The organism is Buttiauxella cochleicola (genome assembly GCF_021282405.1).
GTDB lineage: Bacteria > Pseudomonadota > Gammaproteobacteria > Enterobacterales > Enterobacteriaceae > Buttiauxella > Buttiauxella massiliensis.
The window spans coordinates 1-17,750 of sequence record NZ_JAJSOU010000010.1; the positions used below are offsets into that span (position 1 = coordinate 1).

Here is a 17,750-nt window from a genome sequence, read left to right on the forward strand (position 1 = left end):
CAAAGAAATGGAGTATGCCGATCCAAAACTGGCGGCTGGCGATGAGTCGTTTTATTATCGAGTTCGGTGACCGCCTGAGCGATCACCTTTAATACGTTGGCAGTTACACAGAATTATTTACAGGGTCGGCCAGCGACTCACTCATTGAGACATAGCTTCGCAACTCACTTCATGATTAACGGAGGAAGCATTATCACTCTGCAGCGGATACTGGGACATACCAGAATTGAGCAGACGATGGCGTATGCTCATTTTGCTCCTGAGTTCCTACAGGATGCCATTGCACTTAATCCACTTAGGGGAAATTTGCATCCACAATGAGTCCACACACAGGTGGTTTCAGGTGGTCACTGATGGGCTTCTAAGCCGTATTAAACCATTGTAGGTCGGCACTTTCAGGTGCCAGAAGCAAAGAAAAAGGCCGCTAAAGCGGCCTTTTTGGTTAATTCAGGTTACTCGTCTTTCGGCGACGCGTTTTCAACCCTACTCTTCAACTTCTGACCAGGTCGGAAGGTCACTACACGGCGTGCCGTGATAGGAATATCTTCACCAGTCTTCGGGTTACGCCCGGGACGTTGGTTTTTATCGCGTAAGTCAAAATTACCAAAGCCTGATAGTTTAACCTGCTCGCCGTTTTCCAAAGCACGACGGATCTCTTCGAAAAACAGTTCTACCAACTCTTTAGCATCACGTTTGCTAAGCCCTAGCTTATCAAACAGATATTCTGACATTTCAGCTTTTGTAAGCGCCATACGTTCAATCCCTCAATGATGCCTGGAATCGCTCTTTTAATGCCTCTACACATTTTGCAACGGTAGCGGCCATCTCCTCTTCTTCGAGTGTACGGCCCGTATCCTGCAGGATAAGGCTTATGGCAAGGCTCTTATAACCTTCGGCTACACCTTTACCACGGTACACATCAAACAAGTTTACGCCAACTACCTGATTTGCGCCAACTTTCTTACACTCTGCCAAAATATCTGCTGCGGGAACGTTTTCTGCAACCACAACTGCAATGTCACGACGGTTCGCAGGGAAACGAGAAATCTCTTTAGACTCAGGCACAGCGCGGTCTGCAAGCTTGTTCCACAGCACTTCGAACACCAGTGTACGACCGTTGAGTGAAAGCTTACGTTCAAGTTCCGGGTGCACAACACCAATGAAACCAACGTATTCCCCGCATAAATAAATGGCAGCACTTTGGCCTGGATGCAAGGCTGGGTTGCTTGCTGCTTTAAATTCGATGTCTGAAAGTTTACCGGTCAGATCCAGAACAGCTTCCAGATCGCCCTTCAAATCATAGAAGTCGACGGTGTTACGCGCCAGATCCCAATGCTCTTCGTAGCGGTTGCCACAGATCGCACCAGCCAGCATAAGATCCTGACGAATACCCAGGTCTGCCTGCGTATCAGGAACAAAGCGTAAACCGGACTCAAAGATGCGCACACGTGCCTGTTGGCGGTTTTGGTTATAAACCACGGTATTGAGCAGGCCGGTCAGCAGGGACAAACGCATTGCTGACATTTCGCTGGAAATTGGACTTGGCAGAATCAGATTTTCTTCACCCGGGTGCAGCAGTTGTTGAACTTTAGGATCAACAAAGCTGTAGGTGATCACTTCCTGGTAGCCTTTATCGACCAGCATGGTTTTCACACGCTTGAGCGAAAGGTCAGCTTCACGGTGAGTACCCATGATCAGACCCGCTTGTACAGGCTCATTAGGAATGCTGTTATAGCCATAAACGCGCGCTACTTCTTCAACCAGATCTTCTTCAATCTGCATATCAAAGCGCCAGCTTGGAGCCACTGCCGTCCACTGGTTATCGCCTTCAGTCACTTCGCAGCCAAGACGACGCAGAATATCGCCAACCTGCGCATCTGAAATATGATGGCCAATCAGACGGTCCAGCTTGCTGCGACGCAGAGTAATTGTGGCAGCTTTTGGCAGATGTGCTTCATTAGTCACATCAATTACCGGGCCTGCTTCACCGCCACAGATATCAGTCAACAGACGAGTAGCACGTTCCATTGCTTTGTACTGCAACGCTGAATCCACACCACGCTCATAACGATGAGAAGCATCGGTATGCAAGCCATGGCGGCGCGCGCGGCCGGTAATTGACAGCGGGCTGAAGAATGCACACTCAAGCAGTATGTTCTGGGTTTCATCATTCACACCAGAATGTTCACCACCAAAGATGCCGGCCATTGCCAGCGCTTTGTTGTGGTCAGCAATGACCAGAGTATCGGCATTCAACTTCGCTTCGTTACCATCAAGCAGCGTCAGGGTTTCACCCTCTTCTGCCATACGTACAACAATGCCACCTTCAATGCGGTCTTTATCAAACGCATGCATCGGCTGGCCGAGTTCCAACAGCACGTAGTTAGTTACGTCAACTACCGCATCGATAGAACGAATACCACAACGACGCAGTTTTTCTTTCATCCACAGCGGCGTAGGAGCTTTGACGTTGATACCTTTAACCACGCGGCCCAGGTAACGGGGACATGCTTCAGGCGCATCGACACGAATTGGCAGCGTGTCGGTAATAGTCGCCGCTACAGTAACTATTTCTGGCACGTTTAATGGCAGTTGGTTCACAACCGCAACATCACGGGCAACACCGATGATACCGAGGCAATCGGCGCGGTTTGGCGTGACGCTGATTTCGATAGTGTTGTCGTCAAGCTTCAGGTATTCGCGGATGTCGGTGCCAATCGGCGCATCCAGCGGCAGCTCAATAATACCGTTATGGTCATCGGAAATACCCAGCTCGGAGAATGAGCAGAGCATGCCTTCTGATGGCTCGCCGCGCAGTTTTGCAGCTTTAATTTTGAAATCGCCTGGCAGAACAGCACCAACGGTTGCCACAGCAACTTTCAGGCCCTGACGGCAATTTGGTGCACCACAAACGATGTCTAACAGACGGTCGCCACCGACATTAACTTTTGTTACACGCAGCTTGTCAGCATTCGGATGTTGGCCGCACTCAACCACCTCACCCACAACCACGCCGTTGAATTCGCCAGCAACGGCATCAACACCATCAACTTCAAGACCAGCCATAGTAATTTGACCGGAAAGCTCTTCACTACTGTTGGCTGGGTTTACCCATTCGCGTAACCAGAGTTCACTGAATTTCATTGGATATCCCGCCCTTATTTAAACTGTTTGAGGAAACGTAAATCATTTTCGAAGAATGCACGCAAATCGGTTACGCCGTAGCGCAGCATGGTTAAACGTTCCATGCCCATACCGAAAGCAAAGCCTGAATAAACCTCTGGGTCGATACCAACGTTACGCAGAACGTTCGGATGCACCATGCCACAGCCTAATACTTCCAACCATTTGCCATTTTTACCCATCACATCAACTTCTGCGGATGGTTCGGTGAACGGGAAGTAGGACGGGCGGAAACGAATCTGCAAATCAGCTTCGAAGAAGTTGTTCAGGAAGTCGTGAATCGTGCCTTTCAGGTTGGCGAAGTTGATATTGGTATCAACAATCAAACCTTCCATCTGGTGGAACATTGGCGTGTGAGTCTGATCGTAGTCGTTACGATACACGCGGCCCGGCGCGATAATACGAATCGGCGGCTGCTTGTCTTTCATGGTGCGAATCTGAACGCCAGAAGTCTGGGTGCGCAGTAAACGAGTTGCATCGAACCAGAATGTATCGTGGTCAGCACGAGCCGGGTGATGGCCTGGAATATTCAGCGCATCGAAGTTGTGATAGTCATCTTCGATTTCCGGGCCAGTCGCCACGGTGAAGCCTAACTCACCGAAGAAGCTTTCAATACGGTCGATGGTGCGTGTTACTGGATGCAAACCACCATTTTCAACACGACGACCAGGCAGTGAGATATCGATAGTTTCTTCTGCCAGGCGAGCATTCAGGGCAGCACTTTCAAGTGCATTTTTGCGAGCATTCAATGCTTCCTGCACTTTCTCTTTGGCTTCGTTAATTACTGCACCCGCTGCTGGGCGCTCTTCTGCTGGCAATTCACGTAGGGTGGTCATCTGGAGGGTCAGATGACCTTTTTTCCCTAAATACTCGACGCGTACGTTGTCTAACGCGGCAACATCCTGGGCCTCGTTTATGGCGGCCGTTGCGTTGGCAACCAGCTCTGCGAGATGTGGCATGGTATTCCTCTTATGCCGGCATAATTACCGGGGTAGTTGATTCGTATACAAAGATAAAAAGGATGCAAAAAAAAAGCCTCCATTATGGAGGCTTTCGGCGCTATTTTTCGTTTCTTTTCTTACGCGCAAAGCCCCCGAGTTCAGGTGCTAAAGTAAAAAAAGAAACGGAAAATAGCAGCATTCATGCTTGCAGTTACCTTATTGAACAGTGTTAAACATTACCGTTAGAAATTAAAAGAGGGAGCAAGCTCCCCCTAGTAACTGGCTTACGCCAGAGCTGCTTTCGCTTTTTCAACTAGTGCAGTAAATGCCACTTTGTCGAATACCGCGATGTCAGCCAGGATCTTACGGTCGATTTCAACAGAAGCTTTTTTCAAGCCGTTGATGAATTTGCTGTAAGAGATCCCGTTCTGACGAGCTGCAGCGTTGATACGTGCAATCCACAGCTGACGGAATTGACGTTTACGTTGACGACGGTCACGGTAAGCGTATTGGCCAGCTTTGATAACAGCCTGGAAAGCAACGCGGTATACGCGTGAACGCGCACCGTAGTAGCCTTTGGCTTGTTTAAGGATTTTTTTGTGACGAGCACGTGCGATAACACCACGTTTTACGCGAGCCATATTAGCTCTCCTGTTCTATATTCTGAATTAATTAAAAAATGCTACTTATGCGTACGGCAGGCAAGCGATGACCAGGCCCAGATCCCCTTTGGAGACCATACCTTTCGGACGCAGGTGACGTTTACGCTTAGTAGACTTTTTAGTCAGAATATGACGCAGGTTAGCGTGCTTACGCTTAAAACCACCACCGGCGGTCTTTTTGAAGCGCTTAGCAGCGCCGCGTACAGTTTTAATCTTTGGCATTTAATAACTTTCCACTTCGCATTGTTAATAAAACGAACCAGAAGGCGAACAAAACTCACGAGGCCGAAACCTCGCGAGAACTGTTACTTGATGGCCTTACTGTTTCTTCTTCGGAGCGAGCACCATGATCATCTGACGGCCTTCGATCTTCGATGGGAAGGATTCGACGACTGCCAGTTCACTCAGATCGTCACGGACGCGGTTAAGCACTTCCATACCAATCTGTTGGTGAGCCATTTCACGACCGCGGAAACGCAGTGTGATTTTAGCTTTATCACCCTCTTCCAGAAAGCGAACCAGGCTGCGGAGTTTTACCTGATAGTCGCCATCATCGGTACCAGGTCGGAATTTGATTTCCTTGACCTGAATAACTTTTTGCTTCTTCTTCTGTTCCTTAGAAGATTTGCTTTTTTCGTAGAGGAATTTGCCGTAATCCATAATTCGACAAACAGGCGGTTCAGCATTAGGACTGATTTCAACTAAATCAACCCCAGCCTCCTCGGCTTTTTCTAAAGCTTCATTCAGACTCACAATACCTAGTTGCTCGCCGTCTATACCTGTCAGACGAACCTCAGTGGCACGAATTTCTCTGTTTATGCGATTAGGACGCGCCGGTTGAACTCTTTTTCCGCCTTTAATAACTCTATTCCTCTAGTTGATTAAGATTGCGACTGCGAATTTCATTCTGCAGCTTTTCAATCAATTCGTTGACGTCCATGCTCCCCAAATCTTTGCCACGACGGGTACGAACGGCAACTTTGCCTGCTTCGACCTCTTTATCGCCACAAACTAACATGTAAGGGACACGACGCAACGTGTGTTCACGGATTTTAAAGCCAATCTTCTCATTTCTCAAGTCTGCTTTTACGCGAATGCCTGCATTTTGCAGTTTACGGGTCAATTCTTCGACATAATCAGACTGTCCATCAGTGATATTCATAACCACTGCTTGTACCGGCGCCAGCCAGGTTGGGAAGAAGCCCGCAAATTCTTCGGTCAGGATACCAATGAAACGTTCCATTGACCCGAGAATTGCACGGTGAATCATTACCGGAACCAGGCGTTCGTTACTTTCGCCGATATAAGACGCATTCAGGCGTGATGGTAAAGAGAAGTCGAGCTGTACAGTGCCGCACTGCCATGCACGATCCAGGCAGTCATACAGGGTAAATTCAATTTTAGGGCCATAGAATGCACCCTCACCCGGTTGATAATCAAACGGTATATTATTTTCTTGCAGCGCTACGGCCAAATCCGCCTCTGCACGATCCCACATTTCGTCGGTACCGATGCGTTTTTCCGGGCGGGTAGACAGTTTCACAACGATTTTTTCAAAACCGAAGGTGCTGTACATGTCATAAACCATGCGGATACAGCTGTTCACTTCATCGCGAACCTGCTCTTCGGTACAGAATACGTGAGCATCGTCCTGAGTAAAGCCACGAACGCGCATCAGGCCATGCAACGCGCCTGACGGCTCGTTACGGTGACAGCTACCAAACTCAGCCATACGTAATGGCAGGTCGCGGTAAGACTTCAGACCCTGGTTAAAGATCTGCACGTGACCCGGGCAGTTCATTGGCTTGATGCAGTATTCACGGTTCTCGGAAGAAGTAGTAAACATCGCATCTTTATAGTTGTCCCAGTGGCCAGTTTTTTCCCACAGCACACGGTCCATCATGAACGGGCCTTTCACTTCCTGATATTGGTACTCTTTGAGTTTGGAGCGTACAAACACTTCCAACTCACGGAAGATAGTCCAGCCGTCGTTATGCCAGAACACCATACCTGGCGCTTCTTCCTGCATATGATACAGGTCGAGTTGCTTACCAATTTTGCGGTGATCGCGCTTAGACGCTTCTTCCAGGCGTTGCAGATAAGCATTCAACTGCTTTTTATCTGCCCACGCGGTGCCATAAATACGTTGCAGCATTTTGTTGCTGCTGTCGCCACGCCAGTATGCACCGGATGTTTTCTGCAGTTTGAAATGATGGCAGAAACGCATATTCGGTACGTGCGGACCACGGCACATATCAACGTATTCTTCATGATGATACAGACCTGGCTTATCATCATGGCTGATGTTTTCATCAAGAATCGCAACCTTGTAGCTTTCGCCACGGTTAACGAAAGTTTCGCGGGCTTCGTGCCAGCTCACTTTCTTCTTGATGACGTCGTAATCTTTCTCAGCCAGCTCGTGCATACGCTTCTCGAGCAGCTCAAGATCTTCCTGCGTCAGCGTGTGGTCAATGTCAACGTCGTAGTAAAAACCGTTATCAATAACCGGGCCGATCGCCATTTTAGTGTGCGGCCACAGCTGTTTGATGGCATGACCCAATAAGTGGGCGCATGAGTGGCGGAGAATCTCCAGGCCAGCTTCATCTTTAACGGTGATAATCGCGAGTTTAGCATCGTGCTCAATAACATCAGATGCATCAACCAGTTCGCCATCAACACGGCCAGCGATACACGCTTTTGCGAGGCCAGGACCGATGTCCAAGGCTACATCCAGCGGGCTAACAGCATGGTCGTAATGGCGTTGGCTGCCATCAGGAAGAGTAATAACAGGCATTATAAGTCCTTATTCGCAGTGGTGACCCATACGCAAGATCACATGCAACATGTATTTTACTTTGGTTTCAACCGGTTGCGTCGTCATCTCGCCCACAATTGCAAGGCCGACTCCACAATTTATGCGTGAGTGCGAAGTTCACAGCCTCACGACGGTTGAGAATACTATCACTTTAAGGAGGGTATGTCGCGTTTTGCAGTCCAGAATCATCTTGATACCGGTAATAATAACTGACTGTTTTATCCCCATTTTTTCACGCAACTATCAGTGAAAATACGTTTGTATTCTCGAAAAATATGCAAATGAAACTAATAAGATTTTCTAAACATTGTGCTGACCAATAATTACATTATCGGTTTATAAGATTAGGAAAATAAAAAAACCGGGCATCTTGCTCCGGTTTTTTGTTTCATACGAATTTGAAAAATGAGAGATCAATTAGCAAGTTCGTATAAATGAAAACTAATCAGCATTGCTCAATTACTAATACCACTCGCCAGCAACAAGTGTATGGACATCAAAAGCATCATCCATTGAACGACCAGTTGATTGCGCACCCGGTTGGATATTTGAACCAGCTTCGATATCAGTCGCATGCCATGTGTTGGAAGGTGCAGTCTGCGAGGCGGCTGTAGTGCTTGTTAAAGTAGTGGCAGTTACAGGTTGAGCGGCAAACGCACCGCATGAAATCACAGAAAGTAAGGCTGCAGTAGCGATATATTTAATATTTTTCATATTCTTGATTCTCTTATTTAGTGGGACAGCAAGTTATTATCTCGCTATGAAATAAGAGTAGATCCAGATCACACTTTTCACAAGGTGATTTATTTATCAATTTGTGCCAAATATAAAGAAAATATGACGAGACAGATGATTAAGGAGAGATTGTGAAGAAATTAAAAAAAGATCTTTTTATTTAAAATAAAACCATGGACCAAAATAATAATAGCACATTACGATAAAATAAAACATTAAAGCCGGGAATTACCCGGCTTTGCCAATTACATCTTATAACCAAGAGTAACTGCGGTGCGTCTATCTGTATGCTCTGGAGCTGAATCAGGTGGATTTGAGTTCCAGGTGACGTTGTAGCCAACCCGCAAACCAAAGTGCTCATTGATTGCAACTTCAAGAGCAGTTTCAGAGTTTACCGTCGTATCCTGACTACCCAGCACAGAAACACCCTGGATAAATTTGGCATTGTCGGTCAGCTGCCAGTTATAGATACCTGACGCGTAACCCAACGGCTGAGTCTTATGCCCGCCATCAGTGTACTCGTCATAACGCACGCCTGGACCAAATTCCACACGCAAACTGTGTACCGGGCCACTGAGGAACTGACGACCATAACCTGCGGTCAGCACATCACGCGACTGATATCCGTTGTAGCGGTCTGTTAACCAGCTGGCCTGACCAAAGAGATAATCGCTATCAGTCATGTTGTAACGGCTACGACCACCAGCAGCATAAGTCTCAGAAGAGCGCTCATCGTTAGAAGACGTGTTGTTTGCATTACCCCACAGTGACCACGCGGTAGAGGTGTCGTACCAGGTCATGTTGGTGTTCGCAGTCAACGAAGAACTTGTGGTGTTGCCTGATTGCGCAAGATAACCCGCATTCAGGTTACCTTCGAACGGTTTCTTAGCGGTAGATGGGTCATCCATGACAGTGAAAACCGAATTATCTGCAATTGCAAAGTGACTCAATAGCGCACTTCCGGTCAGCAAAATTGCAGCCGGTACTGTCTTAACTAAATTCATTTAATCGTCCGTACAACATAAAAAGAAACCATCAAGGTTCCGGAATCTCTTCTGTGGATCAAATAATTATGAGCCAAGAAAGGTTACAAATTATAAAAAAGCCCGAATAACATAGCAATGAATTCTTCTTTCATTTTTTGAATAAGAGAGCTCTTAAAACATCTTTATTTTCATAAACATAGTGTTCTATTGCTTTTTACAAATCATATGATAAATCATTGTGTTAATTGACATTCTTTGGGCTGAAACAGTGCTACGCTTTAACCCAACGCTCAATTAAGGAGGATATATGGCTCGGATTTATACATTGACACTTGCTCCCTCACTCGATAGCGCAACATTAACCGCACAAATTTACCCGGAGGGAAAACTCCGCTGTACCGCTCCAGTGTTTGAACCTGGCGGTGGCGGCATTAACGTTGCACGTGCGATTGTGCACTTAGGAGGCCAGGCAACAGCCATATTTCCTTCCGGTGGCGCGACCGGGGAACACCTTTGTGCCCTCCTGCTAGATGAACATGTCGCTATTGATACTATTAATGCACGCGACTGGACTCGGCAAAACTTACATGTTCATGCGGAATCAACCGGCGAACAGTATCGTTTTGTAATGCCTGGAGCCGCACTCACCGATGATGAATTCCGTCTGCTCGAAGAAAAAGTTTTGTCCATTGAACCCGAAGCTATTTTGGTTATCAGTGGCAGTCTCCCACCAGGCATTAACGTTTCTAAACTTTGTGCATTAGTAAAAACAGCTCAACAAGCAGGTATCCGCTGCATCGTGGATAGCTCTGGCGAAGCCTTAAAAGCAACCCTTGAAATCGGCAATATTGAGTTGGTTAAACCAAACCAAAAAGAGCTCAGTGCATTAGTAAACCGTGATCTCACTCAACCTGACGATGTGCGCCAAGCCGCCCAAGAGATTGTCGACAGTGGCAAAGCGAAACGCGTGGTGGTTTCTCTGGGTCCACAAGGTGCTCTTGGTGTTGATGCCAGCGGTTGTGTGCAAGTTGTACCACCACCAGTCAAAAGCCAAAGTACGGTTGGCGCAGGCGATAGCATGGTCGGGGCAATGACGTTGAAACTGGCAGAAGGTGCACCTTTATTAGATATGGTTCGTTTCGGTGTTGCCGCCGGTAGCGCAGCCACCCTAAATCATGGCACTCGGTTGTGTTCACTGGAAAATACGCAAAAAATCTACGATTACTTGCGTAGTTAGCGACTACATCCTGAATGGCGGCTTGTCGTTTCGTCAGAAGTCGCCATTTCATATAGATCAACTATGCTGAAACCTTCGGGATAACAATGAGGTGAATAATGAGTAGCGGAGACATCGTGCGCTATGTTGTCACATTTAAGTTCCAGGAAAATAATCTCACGGATCTTAACGAGCTCAATAACCAACTGACACGCGGCGGTTTTTTGCTCACTATGTCAGATGACGAAGGTAAAATTCACGAGTTAGGTATCAACACATTTGGGTTAATAAGCACATCAAGCCAGACAGAAGTTGAAGAGTTATCCCGTGGCCTTGGTCAGTTAGCACTGGGTATCGAACCCGAAGTGTCAGTAACAACATGGGAAAACTGGCTACAAGAGAGTAAATAGCCTTGTTTTAAATATCATGACCGGGGATGTGCGTCAGTTCGAAGTTTGACCCGGTTAACAGCGATAAGCTAATGATCTACCAGAAAACCTGGGGAGAAGCATCATGTGGCAAGCTATTAGTCGTCTGTTAAGTGAACAACTCGGCACTGCTGAAATTGAACAACGCACGGAATTACCCGGCGGCGAAATTCATGCCGCCTGGCGAATTCACTATGCCGGTCATGAGATCTTTGTCAAAAGCGATGCGCGTGAAATGTTGCCCATCTTCACTGCTGAAGCCGACCAGCTTGAGTTACTTTCGCGCAGCAATACGGTACGCGTACCTAAAGTTTGGGCGGTTGGCAGCGATCGCGATTACAGCTTCCTGCTGCTCGAATACATGCCATCAAAACCGCTGGATGCGCATAACGCCTTTTTGCTGGGGCAACAGCTGGCTCGGTTGCATCTATGGAGCGAGCAACCGCAATTTGGCCTCGATTTTGATAATGATCTTTCCACTACCCCTCAACCCAATGCCTGGCAACGACGTTGGTCTACATTTTTTGCGGAACAACGCATTGGCTGGCAGTTAGAACTCGCCGCTGAAAAAGGGATCCATTTTGGTGATATCGATCTCATCGTCGATTTTGTACACCAAACGCTTGCCTCCCACCAGCCGCAGCCATCATTGCTACATGGTGATTTGTGGTCAGGAAATTGCGCAATGGGGCCTGATGGTCCATTTATTTACGACCCGGCGTGTTACTGGGGAGACCGCGAATGCGATCTGGCAATGTTGCCATTGCATCCTGATCAACCACCGCAAATCTACGACGGTTACCAGTCGATATCCCCTCTTCCCGCCGATTTCCTCCTACGCCAACCGATCTATCAACTCTATACCCTACTTAACCGGGCGATTCTTTTTGGCGGTCAGCATTTAGTGGTCGCAGAAAAAGCATTGGATAGAGTTCTGGCGGCGTAATGACTTCGCCACTCCTCAAACAGGAGTGGCGTTTTCTAGATGAAACCCAGTAATGAAAAGAAGAAGTAGCCGATGACGATAATGATGATGGGTAAAACATAGAGCGGGAAAATTTGCAGGAAAATCGTGTGTCGCGGCACGACAATTTTTGCATCAATCTGCGCTTTCGTTAACCCTTCCGGGCCTTTTGCTTGTTCCAGAATCAATTGATCTTGCACACCTTCACGCAGAAACTTCGCCTGGCGGCTCATACGTGCGCCAGATGCCTGTAATGCGAGGCCAACAAATATCAGCGCGTAGATGACCCAGAACAGAATGTTTGCCTGCTGATGGAACTCCGGTTGTGGCGAGTTGTACCAGAAGAAATTTAAAAATGGCGTATTGAAACGCATCATCTCAATCATGACATGAGCAAAATCCAGCATCACGGCATTAATGCCCGCCTGTTTTTCGCTATGCGCATCCATAAACTTCAAAATCGAAATCAGTGTAGAAATTACCGCTGGGATAAAAATTACCCAGCCAGCCACACGTTTGAGTACGGCAATGCGTCCAGCTTGTTGATACGTCATTCGTTCCCCTTGGTTAAGACGTAACTTGTACGCACAAAGTCTACCTTGTCCGGTGTGATTTCGCCTGAGCTTTACGGGCGAATTTCATAAAGCAGTGGCATCCTCAGGTAATTCCAGCTATTGATTAGAGATCTTATCTTTAATACATAAATGACAGGAGTCGTTAAATGGCTGTTACTCGCCAAATTGTAGCTGCAATTTTTGATATGGACGGTTTGTTGATTGATTCAGAACCGTTATGGGATGAAGCAGAGCTAGAGGTTATGGCAAGCATTGGCGTGGATATCTCCCGCCGTTGCGAACTGCCCGATACGCTCGGCTTGCGTATCGACCTGGTCGTCGACCTGTGGTTCTCCCACCAACCGTGGAATGGTCCAACGCGTGAAGAAGTGACTAACCGCGTCATTACCCGTGCCATTTCCTTAGTTGAAGAGAAACGCCCTCTCTTGCCAGGCGTGCGTGAAGCCGTTGCATTGTGCAAAGCACAGGGGCTGAAAGTAGGTTTAGCTTCTGCATCACCTCTGCATATGCTTGAACGCGTTCTGGAAATGTTTGATCTGCGTGATCAGTTTGATGCCATCGCCTCAGCTGAACACCTGTCTTACAGCAAACCGCACCCTCAGGTTTACCTGGATGCCGCCGCTAAACTTGGCGTCGACCCGCTAACTTGTGTGACGCTTGAAGATTCCGTAAATGGGATGATTGCCACCAAAGCTGCGCGTATGCGTTCAATCGTGGTTCCCGCCGAAGAAAACCATGATGATGTGCGCTGGTGCCTTGCCAACGTAAAACTGCCGTCACTGGTTGAATTACGCGCCGAACACCTGCTTGGCTAATCTTTTATAAGGTGCGGGGATCCCCGCATCTTTCTCAAAATCATACCTCCGTCAAAATTATTGAAACGCTATTTCATATTAATTTGAATTTCCCCCATCCCGTATCTATTCTTTATTTACACGCGCATATGCGCTTTTCCGGATACCGGGGTAACTATGATTCTCGATGCTTTTAATCTGCAGGGTAAAGTCGCTATCGTCACAGGTTGTGACACTGGATTGGGTCAGGGAATGGCGATCGGCCTTGCTGAGGCTGGTTGTGACATCGTTAGTGTGAACCGCAAAATCCCGCACGAAACCGCACAAAAAGTGGAAGCGCTGGGGCGACGTTTTCTCGCCATCCAGGCAGATTTAAGCCAGCACGAGGTCATTCCGGGCATCATCGAACAAGCCGTGGCGGGAATGGGAAAAATAGACATTCTGGTCAATAACGCGGGCACCATTCGCCGCGAGGACGCCCTTGAATTTAGCGAGAAAAACTGGGATGACGTGATGAACCTGAATATTAAATCAGTGTTCTTTCTCTCTCAGGCGGTAGCAAAACAATTCATCAGGCAAGGTGGCGGCGGGAAAATCATTAATATCGCCTCAATGTTGTCATTCCAGGGCGGTATACGAGTTCCCTCTTATACGGCATCAAAAAGCGCGGTGCTCGGTGTCACGCGATTGCTGGCAAACGAATGGGCACAGCACAATATTAATGTGAATGCTATTGCACCAGGATATATGGCTACTAACAATACTCAACAACTGCGTGATGACGAAGTGCGCAGCCAGGAAATACTAGACCGTATTCCGGCAGGCCGATGGGGCGTTCCCGCGGACCTACAAGGCCCAATAGTTTTTCTCGCATCTAGCGCGTCCGATTACGTCAACGGATATACCATTGCAGTCGACGGGGGCTGGCTAGCCCGGTAAATCCGCTATCGCCGGGTTACCGGCGGTAGCAAAATGTTACGCCGTCACCTCTTCCGTCTACTGTATAAAATCCCTATACTGTATGAATCGACAGTTTTCATCCAGGTAGTATCATGACGGCGGAAGGCCATCTTCTTTTTTCCATTGCCTGCGCAGTTTTCGCAAAAAACGCCGAACTCACGCCCGTGCTTGCTCAAGGAGACTGGTGGCATATTGTGCCGTCAGCCATTCTGACCTGCTTATTACCAGATATCGACCATCCAAAGTCGTTTCTGGGCCAGCGTCTGCCGTGGATTTCCAAACCTATTGCCCGAGCCTGCGGTCACAGGGGCTTTACACACAGTTTGTTTGCGGTGTTTGCAAGCCTTGCACTGTTCTATCTTAAAGTCCCTGAAACTTGGGTTATTCCCGCCGATGCGCTACAAGGCATGGTGTTGGGTTATTTGAGCCATATTCTGGCAGATATGCTTACGCCTGCTGGTGTTCCACTGCTGTGGCCATGCCGTTTGCGCTTTCGCTTTCCGATTGTCAGACCGCAAAAAGGCAACCAACTTGAACGCGTTTTGTGTATGGCGCTGTTTGGTCTGGCTGTGTGGATGCCGCAAAGTTTGCCCGATAACAGTGCGGTACGTTGGTCATCACAGGTGATAATTTCAATGCAAATGACCTTCAACAGCATTTTAAATCACCATTCAGCACAATAATTAGACGAAACCATTCAAAATGTAATAATCAATTCCTTTTGAATATAAGTGTCGTTCTAAGCTTCTGGTACGATTTACAGAATAAAGATGGCAATCAGTCCATCTATTTAAAAAACACTCAGGAGATACGGGGATGAATTTTCCACTTATAGCGAACGTTATCGTGTTCGTTATTCTGCTGCTGTTGCTGGCGCAAACTCGCCACAAACAGTGGAGTCTGGCAAAGAAAGTACTGCTTGGTTTAGCAATGGGCGTAGTATTTGGCCTTGCGCTGCATACCATTTATGGCGAAGACAGCCCGGTACTTAAACAATCTATCCAGTGGTTTAACATCGTTGGTAACGGTTATGTGCAACTGTTGCAAATGATCGTCATGCCATTAGTGTTCGCCTCAATTCTGAGCGCGGTAGCTCGTTTGCATAATGCCTCTTCATTGGGGAAAATCAGCTTCCTGACTATCGGGACCTTGCTGTTTACCACTTTGATCTCGGCACTTGTCGGCGTGTTGGTGACCAACCTGTTCGGCCTGACCGCTGAAGGTTTGGTACAAGGTACAGCTGAAACCGCCCGTCTGAGCACCATTGAAACCACGTACGTGGGCAAAGTGGCTGACCTGAACGTGCCGCAACTGATTCTGTCATTCGTGCCGAAAAACCCGTTTGCTGACCTGACTGGGGCGAATCCAACCTCCATCATCAGCGTGGTGATTTTCGCCGCATTCCTGGGTGTCGCTGCTCTGAAATTGCTGAAAGACGATGCGCCGAAAGGTGAACGTGTTCTGGTTGCGATTGATACGCTGCAAAGCTGGGTAATGAAGCTGGTGCGCCTGGTCATGCAATTGACGCCATACGGCGTACTTGCACTGATGACTAAAGTTGTTGCCGGTTCAAACCTGCAAGACATCATCAAGCTCGGTAGTTTCGTGGTTGCGTCTTATCTCGGTCTGGCAATTATGTTCGGCGTGCACGCAGTATTGCTGGCCGTAAACGGCGTAAGCCCGCTGAAATACTTCCGCAAGGTTTGGCCGGTACTAACATTTGCCTTCACCAGTCGTTCTAGCGCCGCCAGCATTCCATTGAACGTTGAAGCGCAAACTCGCCGTCTGGGAGTTCCTGAGTCCATCGCAAGCTTTGCGGCGTCCTTTGGTGCCACTATCGGCCAGAACGGTTGTGCTGGTCTCTATCCTGCCATGCTGGCGGTGATGGTCGCTCCAACTGTCGGTATTAACCCGCTGGACCCGGTCTGGATTGCAACTCTGGTTGGTATCGTCACCGTAAGCTCCGCAGGTGTTGCGGGCGTTGGTGGCGGTGCAACCTTCGCAGCCCTGATTGTTCTGCCAGCCATGGGCTTGCCGGTCACACTGGTAGCATTGTTGATTTCTGTTGAGCCACTGATTGATATGGGTCGTACTGCTCTGAACGTTAGCGGTTCAATGACTGCCGGTACTATCACCAGCCAGTTGATGAAGCAGACGGATAAAGAATTACTCAATAGTGATGAAGAAGCGGAATTGGCGCATCGCTAATCAGTAGCAAAACCACCTTATAATCTGCGACAATAAACGGTTCCTGTAACAGGGAACCGTTTTTTTATTTATAACTTAGAGCCCCTCTCAGGGTGCCAAAACACTTTCGCCTTCTACGGACCTCTTCCCTCAATGAAACGACTCTGCATTCTACTTTTCTTCTTTGTCTCTGGCGCCTGGGCAGAAAATGTCGATAGCCCTTACCTGAAACATGCGCAGGAAGGTGACAGCCGTGCGCAATTCTATCTTGCCGATACTCTGGTTAGCGCAGGCGAATATCAGCAGGCAGAAAGCTGGGCTGCCAAATCAGCCGCTCAGGGTGATGCCGATGCCATGGCATTATTGGCTCAACTCAAAATTCATGACCCTGCCACCGCTGATTACCAACAGGCTAAATCGTTAGCACAACAGGCCGTACAACGAGGCAGCCAGTCTGGAAAAGTGACTCTGGCACGCATTTTCGTTAATACCCAAGCGGGTAAACCCGATTACACCAGGGCCATTGAACTGCTGGAAAGCGCCTCGCAGGATATAGAAAGTGACTCAGCAGTCGATGCGCAAATGTTTCTGGGGTTACTCTACGCCAATGGTGTAGGGACAGCGCAAGATGATGAAAAAGCCACTTTCTGGTTTAAACGCAGCTCTACGCTCTCCCGCACCGGATATGCCGAGTATTGGGCTGGAATGTTATTTTTAAACGGTGAAAAGGGTTTTATCGCTGTCAATAAACAGCGTGCATTGCAGTGGTTAAATCTGAGCTGCATGGAAGGCTTTGATACCGGTTGCGAAGAGTTTGAGCGGCTCAGTAACGGCGGGTAAGTCAATCTGCGTTGCAGGGCCTGCACTCGACAGGCCTTTAAATTCAAGTCTCTTAAAACAGCTCTGAGCTCGTTCTTCTCTCAGTAAATCTCATTTTCATGTCTGACCTGTATTGCCCAGCGTTGTGCCGATTCCGGTAAGGTAAAGGGCGGTGACTGGCGGAACGCATTTCCTACCAGCACAAAAGCCACGTAGCGGTTGCGTAGCAGCCACACATCCTTAAACCCATCCACTCGAAAAGCATGAGACGGTGGTGAGGGTTCAACACGCGCTTGGTACGTAAGAACGGGACGAGTATTCGGTTGGCGTAAAGGTTTCATAGGCAATGGAATCAAAACTAAATTGTTGAACAACTTCGCTATGATAGCGGAGAACTGTCCCATAAGTCTCGCGTCGAGATGACCTTGTCCTATAGTTAAAGCTGTTTTGGGCCATACGAAGCCCAATGAGAGCAGAACTAAAAC

General features: G+C 48.0%; 21 protein-coding genes and 1 other annotated feature. Of the genes, 9 read left to right on the top strand and 12 right to left on the bottom strand.

The features are described 5' to 3' along the window. Positions 1-81 precede the first annotated feature (81 nt). The gene (locus LVQ79_RS14175; protein ID WP_370639856.1) at positions 82-321 is read left to right on the top strand and encodes a tyrosine-type recombinase/integrase; all 240 of its coding nucleotides are present in this window, start codon (positions 82-84) and stop codon (positions 319-321) included. A gap of 131 nt (positions 322-452) precedes the next feature. Here LVQ79_RS14175 and ihfA read toward each other — a convergent pair whose 3' ends face one another. The 10 genes from ihfA to LVQ79_RS14225 form a co-directional block, all read right to left on the bottom strand. Next, the gene (gene ihfA / locus LVQ79_RS14180; protein WP_001229265.1) at positions 453-752 is read right to left on the bottom strand and encodes an integration host factor subunit alpha; all 300 of its coding nucleotides are present in this window, start codon (positions 750-752) and stop codon (positions 453-455) included. 4 nt (positions 753-756) lie between these two features. Continuing rightward, positions 757-3,144, bottom strand: a complete 2,388-nt coding sequence (gene pheT, locus LVQ79_RS14185) for a phenylalanine--tRNA ligase subunit beta (RefSeq protein WP_232865464.1) — start codon at positions 3,142-3,144, stop codon at positions 757-759. A 14-nt stretch (positions 3,145-3,158) separates the two neighbouring features. Next, on the bottom strand, positions 3,159-4,142 hold the full coding sequence (gene pheS, locus LVQ79_RS14190; RefSeq protein ID WP_034455974.1) for a phenylalanine--tRNA ligase subunit alpha: 984 nt from the start codon (positions 4,140-4,142) through the stop codon (positions 3,159-3,161). A gap of 66 nt (positions 4,143-4,208) precedes the next feature. Then, positions 4,209-4,332, bottom strand: a sequence feature (Phe leader region). Next, a complete protein-coding gene (gene pheM / locus LVQ79_RS14195; RefSeq protein ID WP_001386830.1) occupies positions 4,283-4,327 on the bottom strand; it encodes a pheST operon leader peptide PheM in 45 nt (14 codons plus the stop codon). It overlaps the preceding feature by 45 nt. A gap of 76 nt (positions 4,333-4,408) precedes the next feature. Next, positions 4,409-4,765 (bottom strand): 50S ribosomal protein L20, encoded by a 357-nt coding sequence (gene rplT / locus LVQ79_RS14200; RefSeq protein WP_000124850.1) that lies wholly within the window; start codon positions 4,763-4,765, stop codon positions 4,409-4,411. A gap of 45 nt (positions 4,766-4,810) precedes the next feature. Beyond that, positions 4,811-5,008, bottom strand: a complete 198-nt coding sequence (gene rpmI / locus LVQ79_RS14205) for a 50S ribosomal protein L35 (RefSeq protein WP_005968897.1) — start codon at positions 5,006-5,008, stop codon at positions 4,811-4,813. 96 nt (positions 5,009-5,104) lie between these two features. Continuing rightward, positions 5,105-5,647 carry a translation initiation factor IF-3 gene (gene infC, locus LVQ79_RS14210; RefSeq protein WP_072009408.1) on the bottom strand — a complete coding sequence of 181 codons (543 nt, stop codon included), beginning with the start codon at positions 5,645-5,647 and terminating at the stop codon, positions 5,105-5,107. 4 nt (positions 5,648-5,651) lie between these two features. Next, positions 5,652-7,580, bottom strand: coding sequence for a threonine--tRNA ligase (thrS, locus tag LVQ79_RS14215; RefSeq protein ID WP_064518256.1), 1,929 nt, complete (start codon positions 7,578-7,580; stop codon positions 5,652-5,654). Between the two features lie 483 nt (positions 7,581-8,063). Then, positions 8,064-8,315, bottom strand: a complete 252-nt coding sequence (locus LVQ79_RS14220; protein WP_232865465.1) for a YdgH/BhsA/McbA family protein — start codon at positions 8,313-8,315, stop codon at positions 8,064-8,066. A gap of 266 nt (positions 8,316-8,581) precedes the next feature. Next, positions 8,582-9,340, bottom strand: a complete 759-nt coding sequence (locus tag LVQ79_RS14225) for a DUF481 domain-containing protein (protein ID WP_151995436.1) — start codon at positions 9,338-9,340, stop codon at positions 8,582-8,584. A 289-nt stretch (positions 9,341-9,629) separates the two neighbouring features. Between LVQ79_RS14225 and pfkB the strand changes: the two genes are divergently transcribed. From pfkB to LVQ79_RS14240, 3 genes are all read left to right on the top strand, one after another. Next, positions 9,630-10,559 carry a 6-phosphofructokinase II gene (gene pfkB, locus LVQ79_RS14230; protein WP_232865466.1) on the top strand — a complete coding sequence of 310 codons (930 nt, stop codon included), beginning with the start codon at positions 9,630-9,632 and terminating at the stop codon, positions 10,557-10,559. A 98-nt stretch (positions 10,560-10,657) separates the two neighbouring features. Continuing rightward, complete coding sequence (gene ghoS / locus LVQ79_RS14235) at positions 10,658-10,948, top strand: type V toxin-antitoxin system endoribonuclease antitoxin GhoS (protein ID WP_134183131.1); 291 nt, start codon at positions 10,658-10,660, stop codon at positions 10,946-10,948. A 103-nt stretch (positions 10,949-11,051) separates the two neighbouring features. Next, complete coding sequence (locus tag LVQ79_RS14240; protein ID WP_232865467.1) at positions 11,052-11,912, top strand: fructosamine kinase family protein; 861 nt, start codon at positions 11,052-11,054, stop codon at positions 11,910-11,912. A 35-nt stretch (positions 11,913-11,947) separates the two neighbouring features. Here LVQ79_RS14240 and LVQ79_RS14245 read toward each other — a convergent pair whose 3' ends face one another. Then, positions 11,948-12,484, bottom strand: a complete 537-nt coding sequence (locus LVQ79_RS14245) for a YniB family protein (protein WP_064518235.1) — start codon at positions 12,482-12,484, stop codon at positions 11,948-11,950. 167 nt (positions 12,485-12,651) lie between these two features. Between LVQ79_RS14245 and hxpB the strand changes: the two genes are divergently transcribed. The 5 genes from hxpB (at position 12,652) to LVQ79_RS14270 (ending at position 17,286) form a co-directional block, all read left to right on the top strand. Next, the gene (gene hxpB / locus LVQ79_RS14250) at positions 12,652-13,320 is read left to right on the top strand and encodes a hexitol phosphatase HxpB (protein ID WP_064518233.1); all 669 of its coding nucleotides are present in this window, start codon (positions 12,652-12,654) and stop codon (positions 13,318-13,320) included. Between the two features lie 156 nt (positions 13,321-13,476). After that, positions 13,477-14,238 carry a 2-dehydro-3-deoxy-D-gluconate 5-dehydrogenase KduD gene (gene kduD, locus LVQ79_RS14255; RefSeq protein WP_154153176.1) on the top strand — a complete coding sequence of 254 codons (762 nt, stop codon included), beginning with the start codon at positions 13,477-13,479 and terminating at the stop codon, positions 14,236-14,238. 113 nt (positions 14,239-14,351) lie between these two features. Next, complete coding sequence (locus LVQ79_RS14260; protein WP_151995440.1) at positions 14,352-14,942, top strand: metal-dependent hydrolase; 591 nt, start codon at positions 14,352-14,354, stop codon at positions 14,940-14,942. 133 nt (positions 14,943-15,075) lie between these two features. Next, entirely contained in the window at positions 15,076-16,467 is a 1,392-nt protein-coding gene (locus LVQ79_RS14265) for an L-cystine transporter (protein ID WP_151995441.1), read from the top strand. A 132-nt stretch (positions 16,468-16,599) separates the two neighbouring features. Continuing rightward, positions 16,600-17,286 (top strand): tetratricopeptide repeat protein, encoded by a 687-nt coding sequence (locus LVQ79_RS14270; protein WP_151995442.1) that lies wholly within the window; start codon positions 16,600-16,602, stop codon positions 17,284-17,286. Positions 17,287-17,366: 80 nt separating this feature from the next. On the opposite strand, the gene cedA is transcribed toward LVQ79_RS14270, so the two are convergent. After that, complete coding sequence (cedA, locus tag LVQ79_RS14275) at positions 17,367-17,669, bottom strand: cell division activator CedA (RefSeq protein ID WP_370639855.1); 303 nt, start codon at positions 17,667-17,669, stop codon at positions 17,367-17,369. Positions 17,670-17,750: the final 81 nt, after the last annotated feature.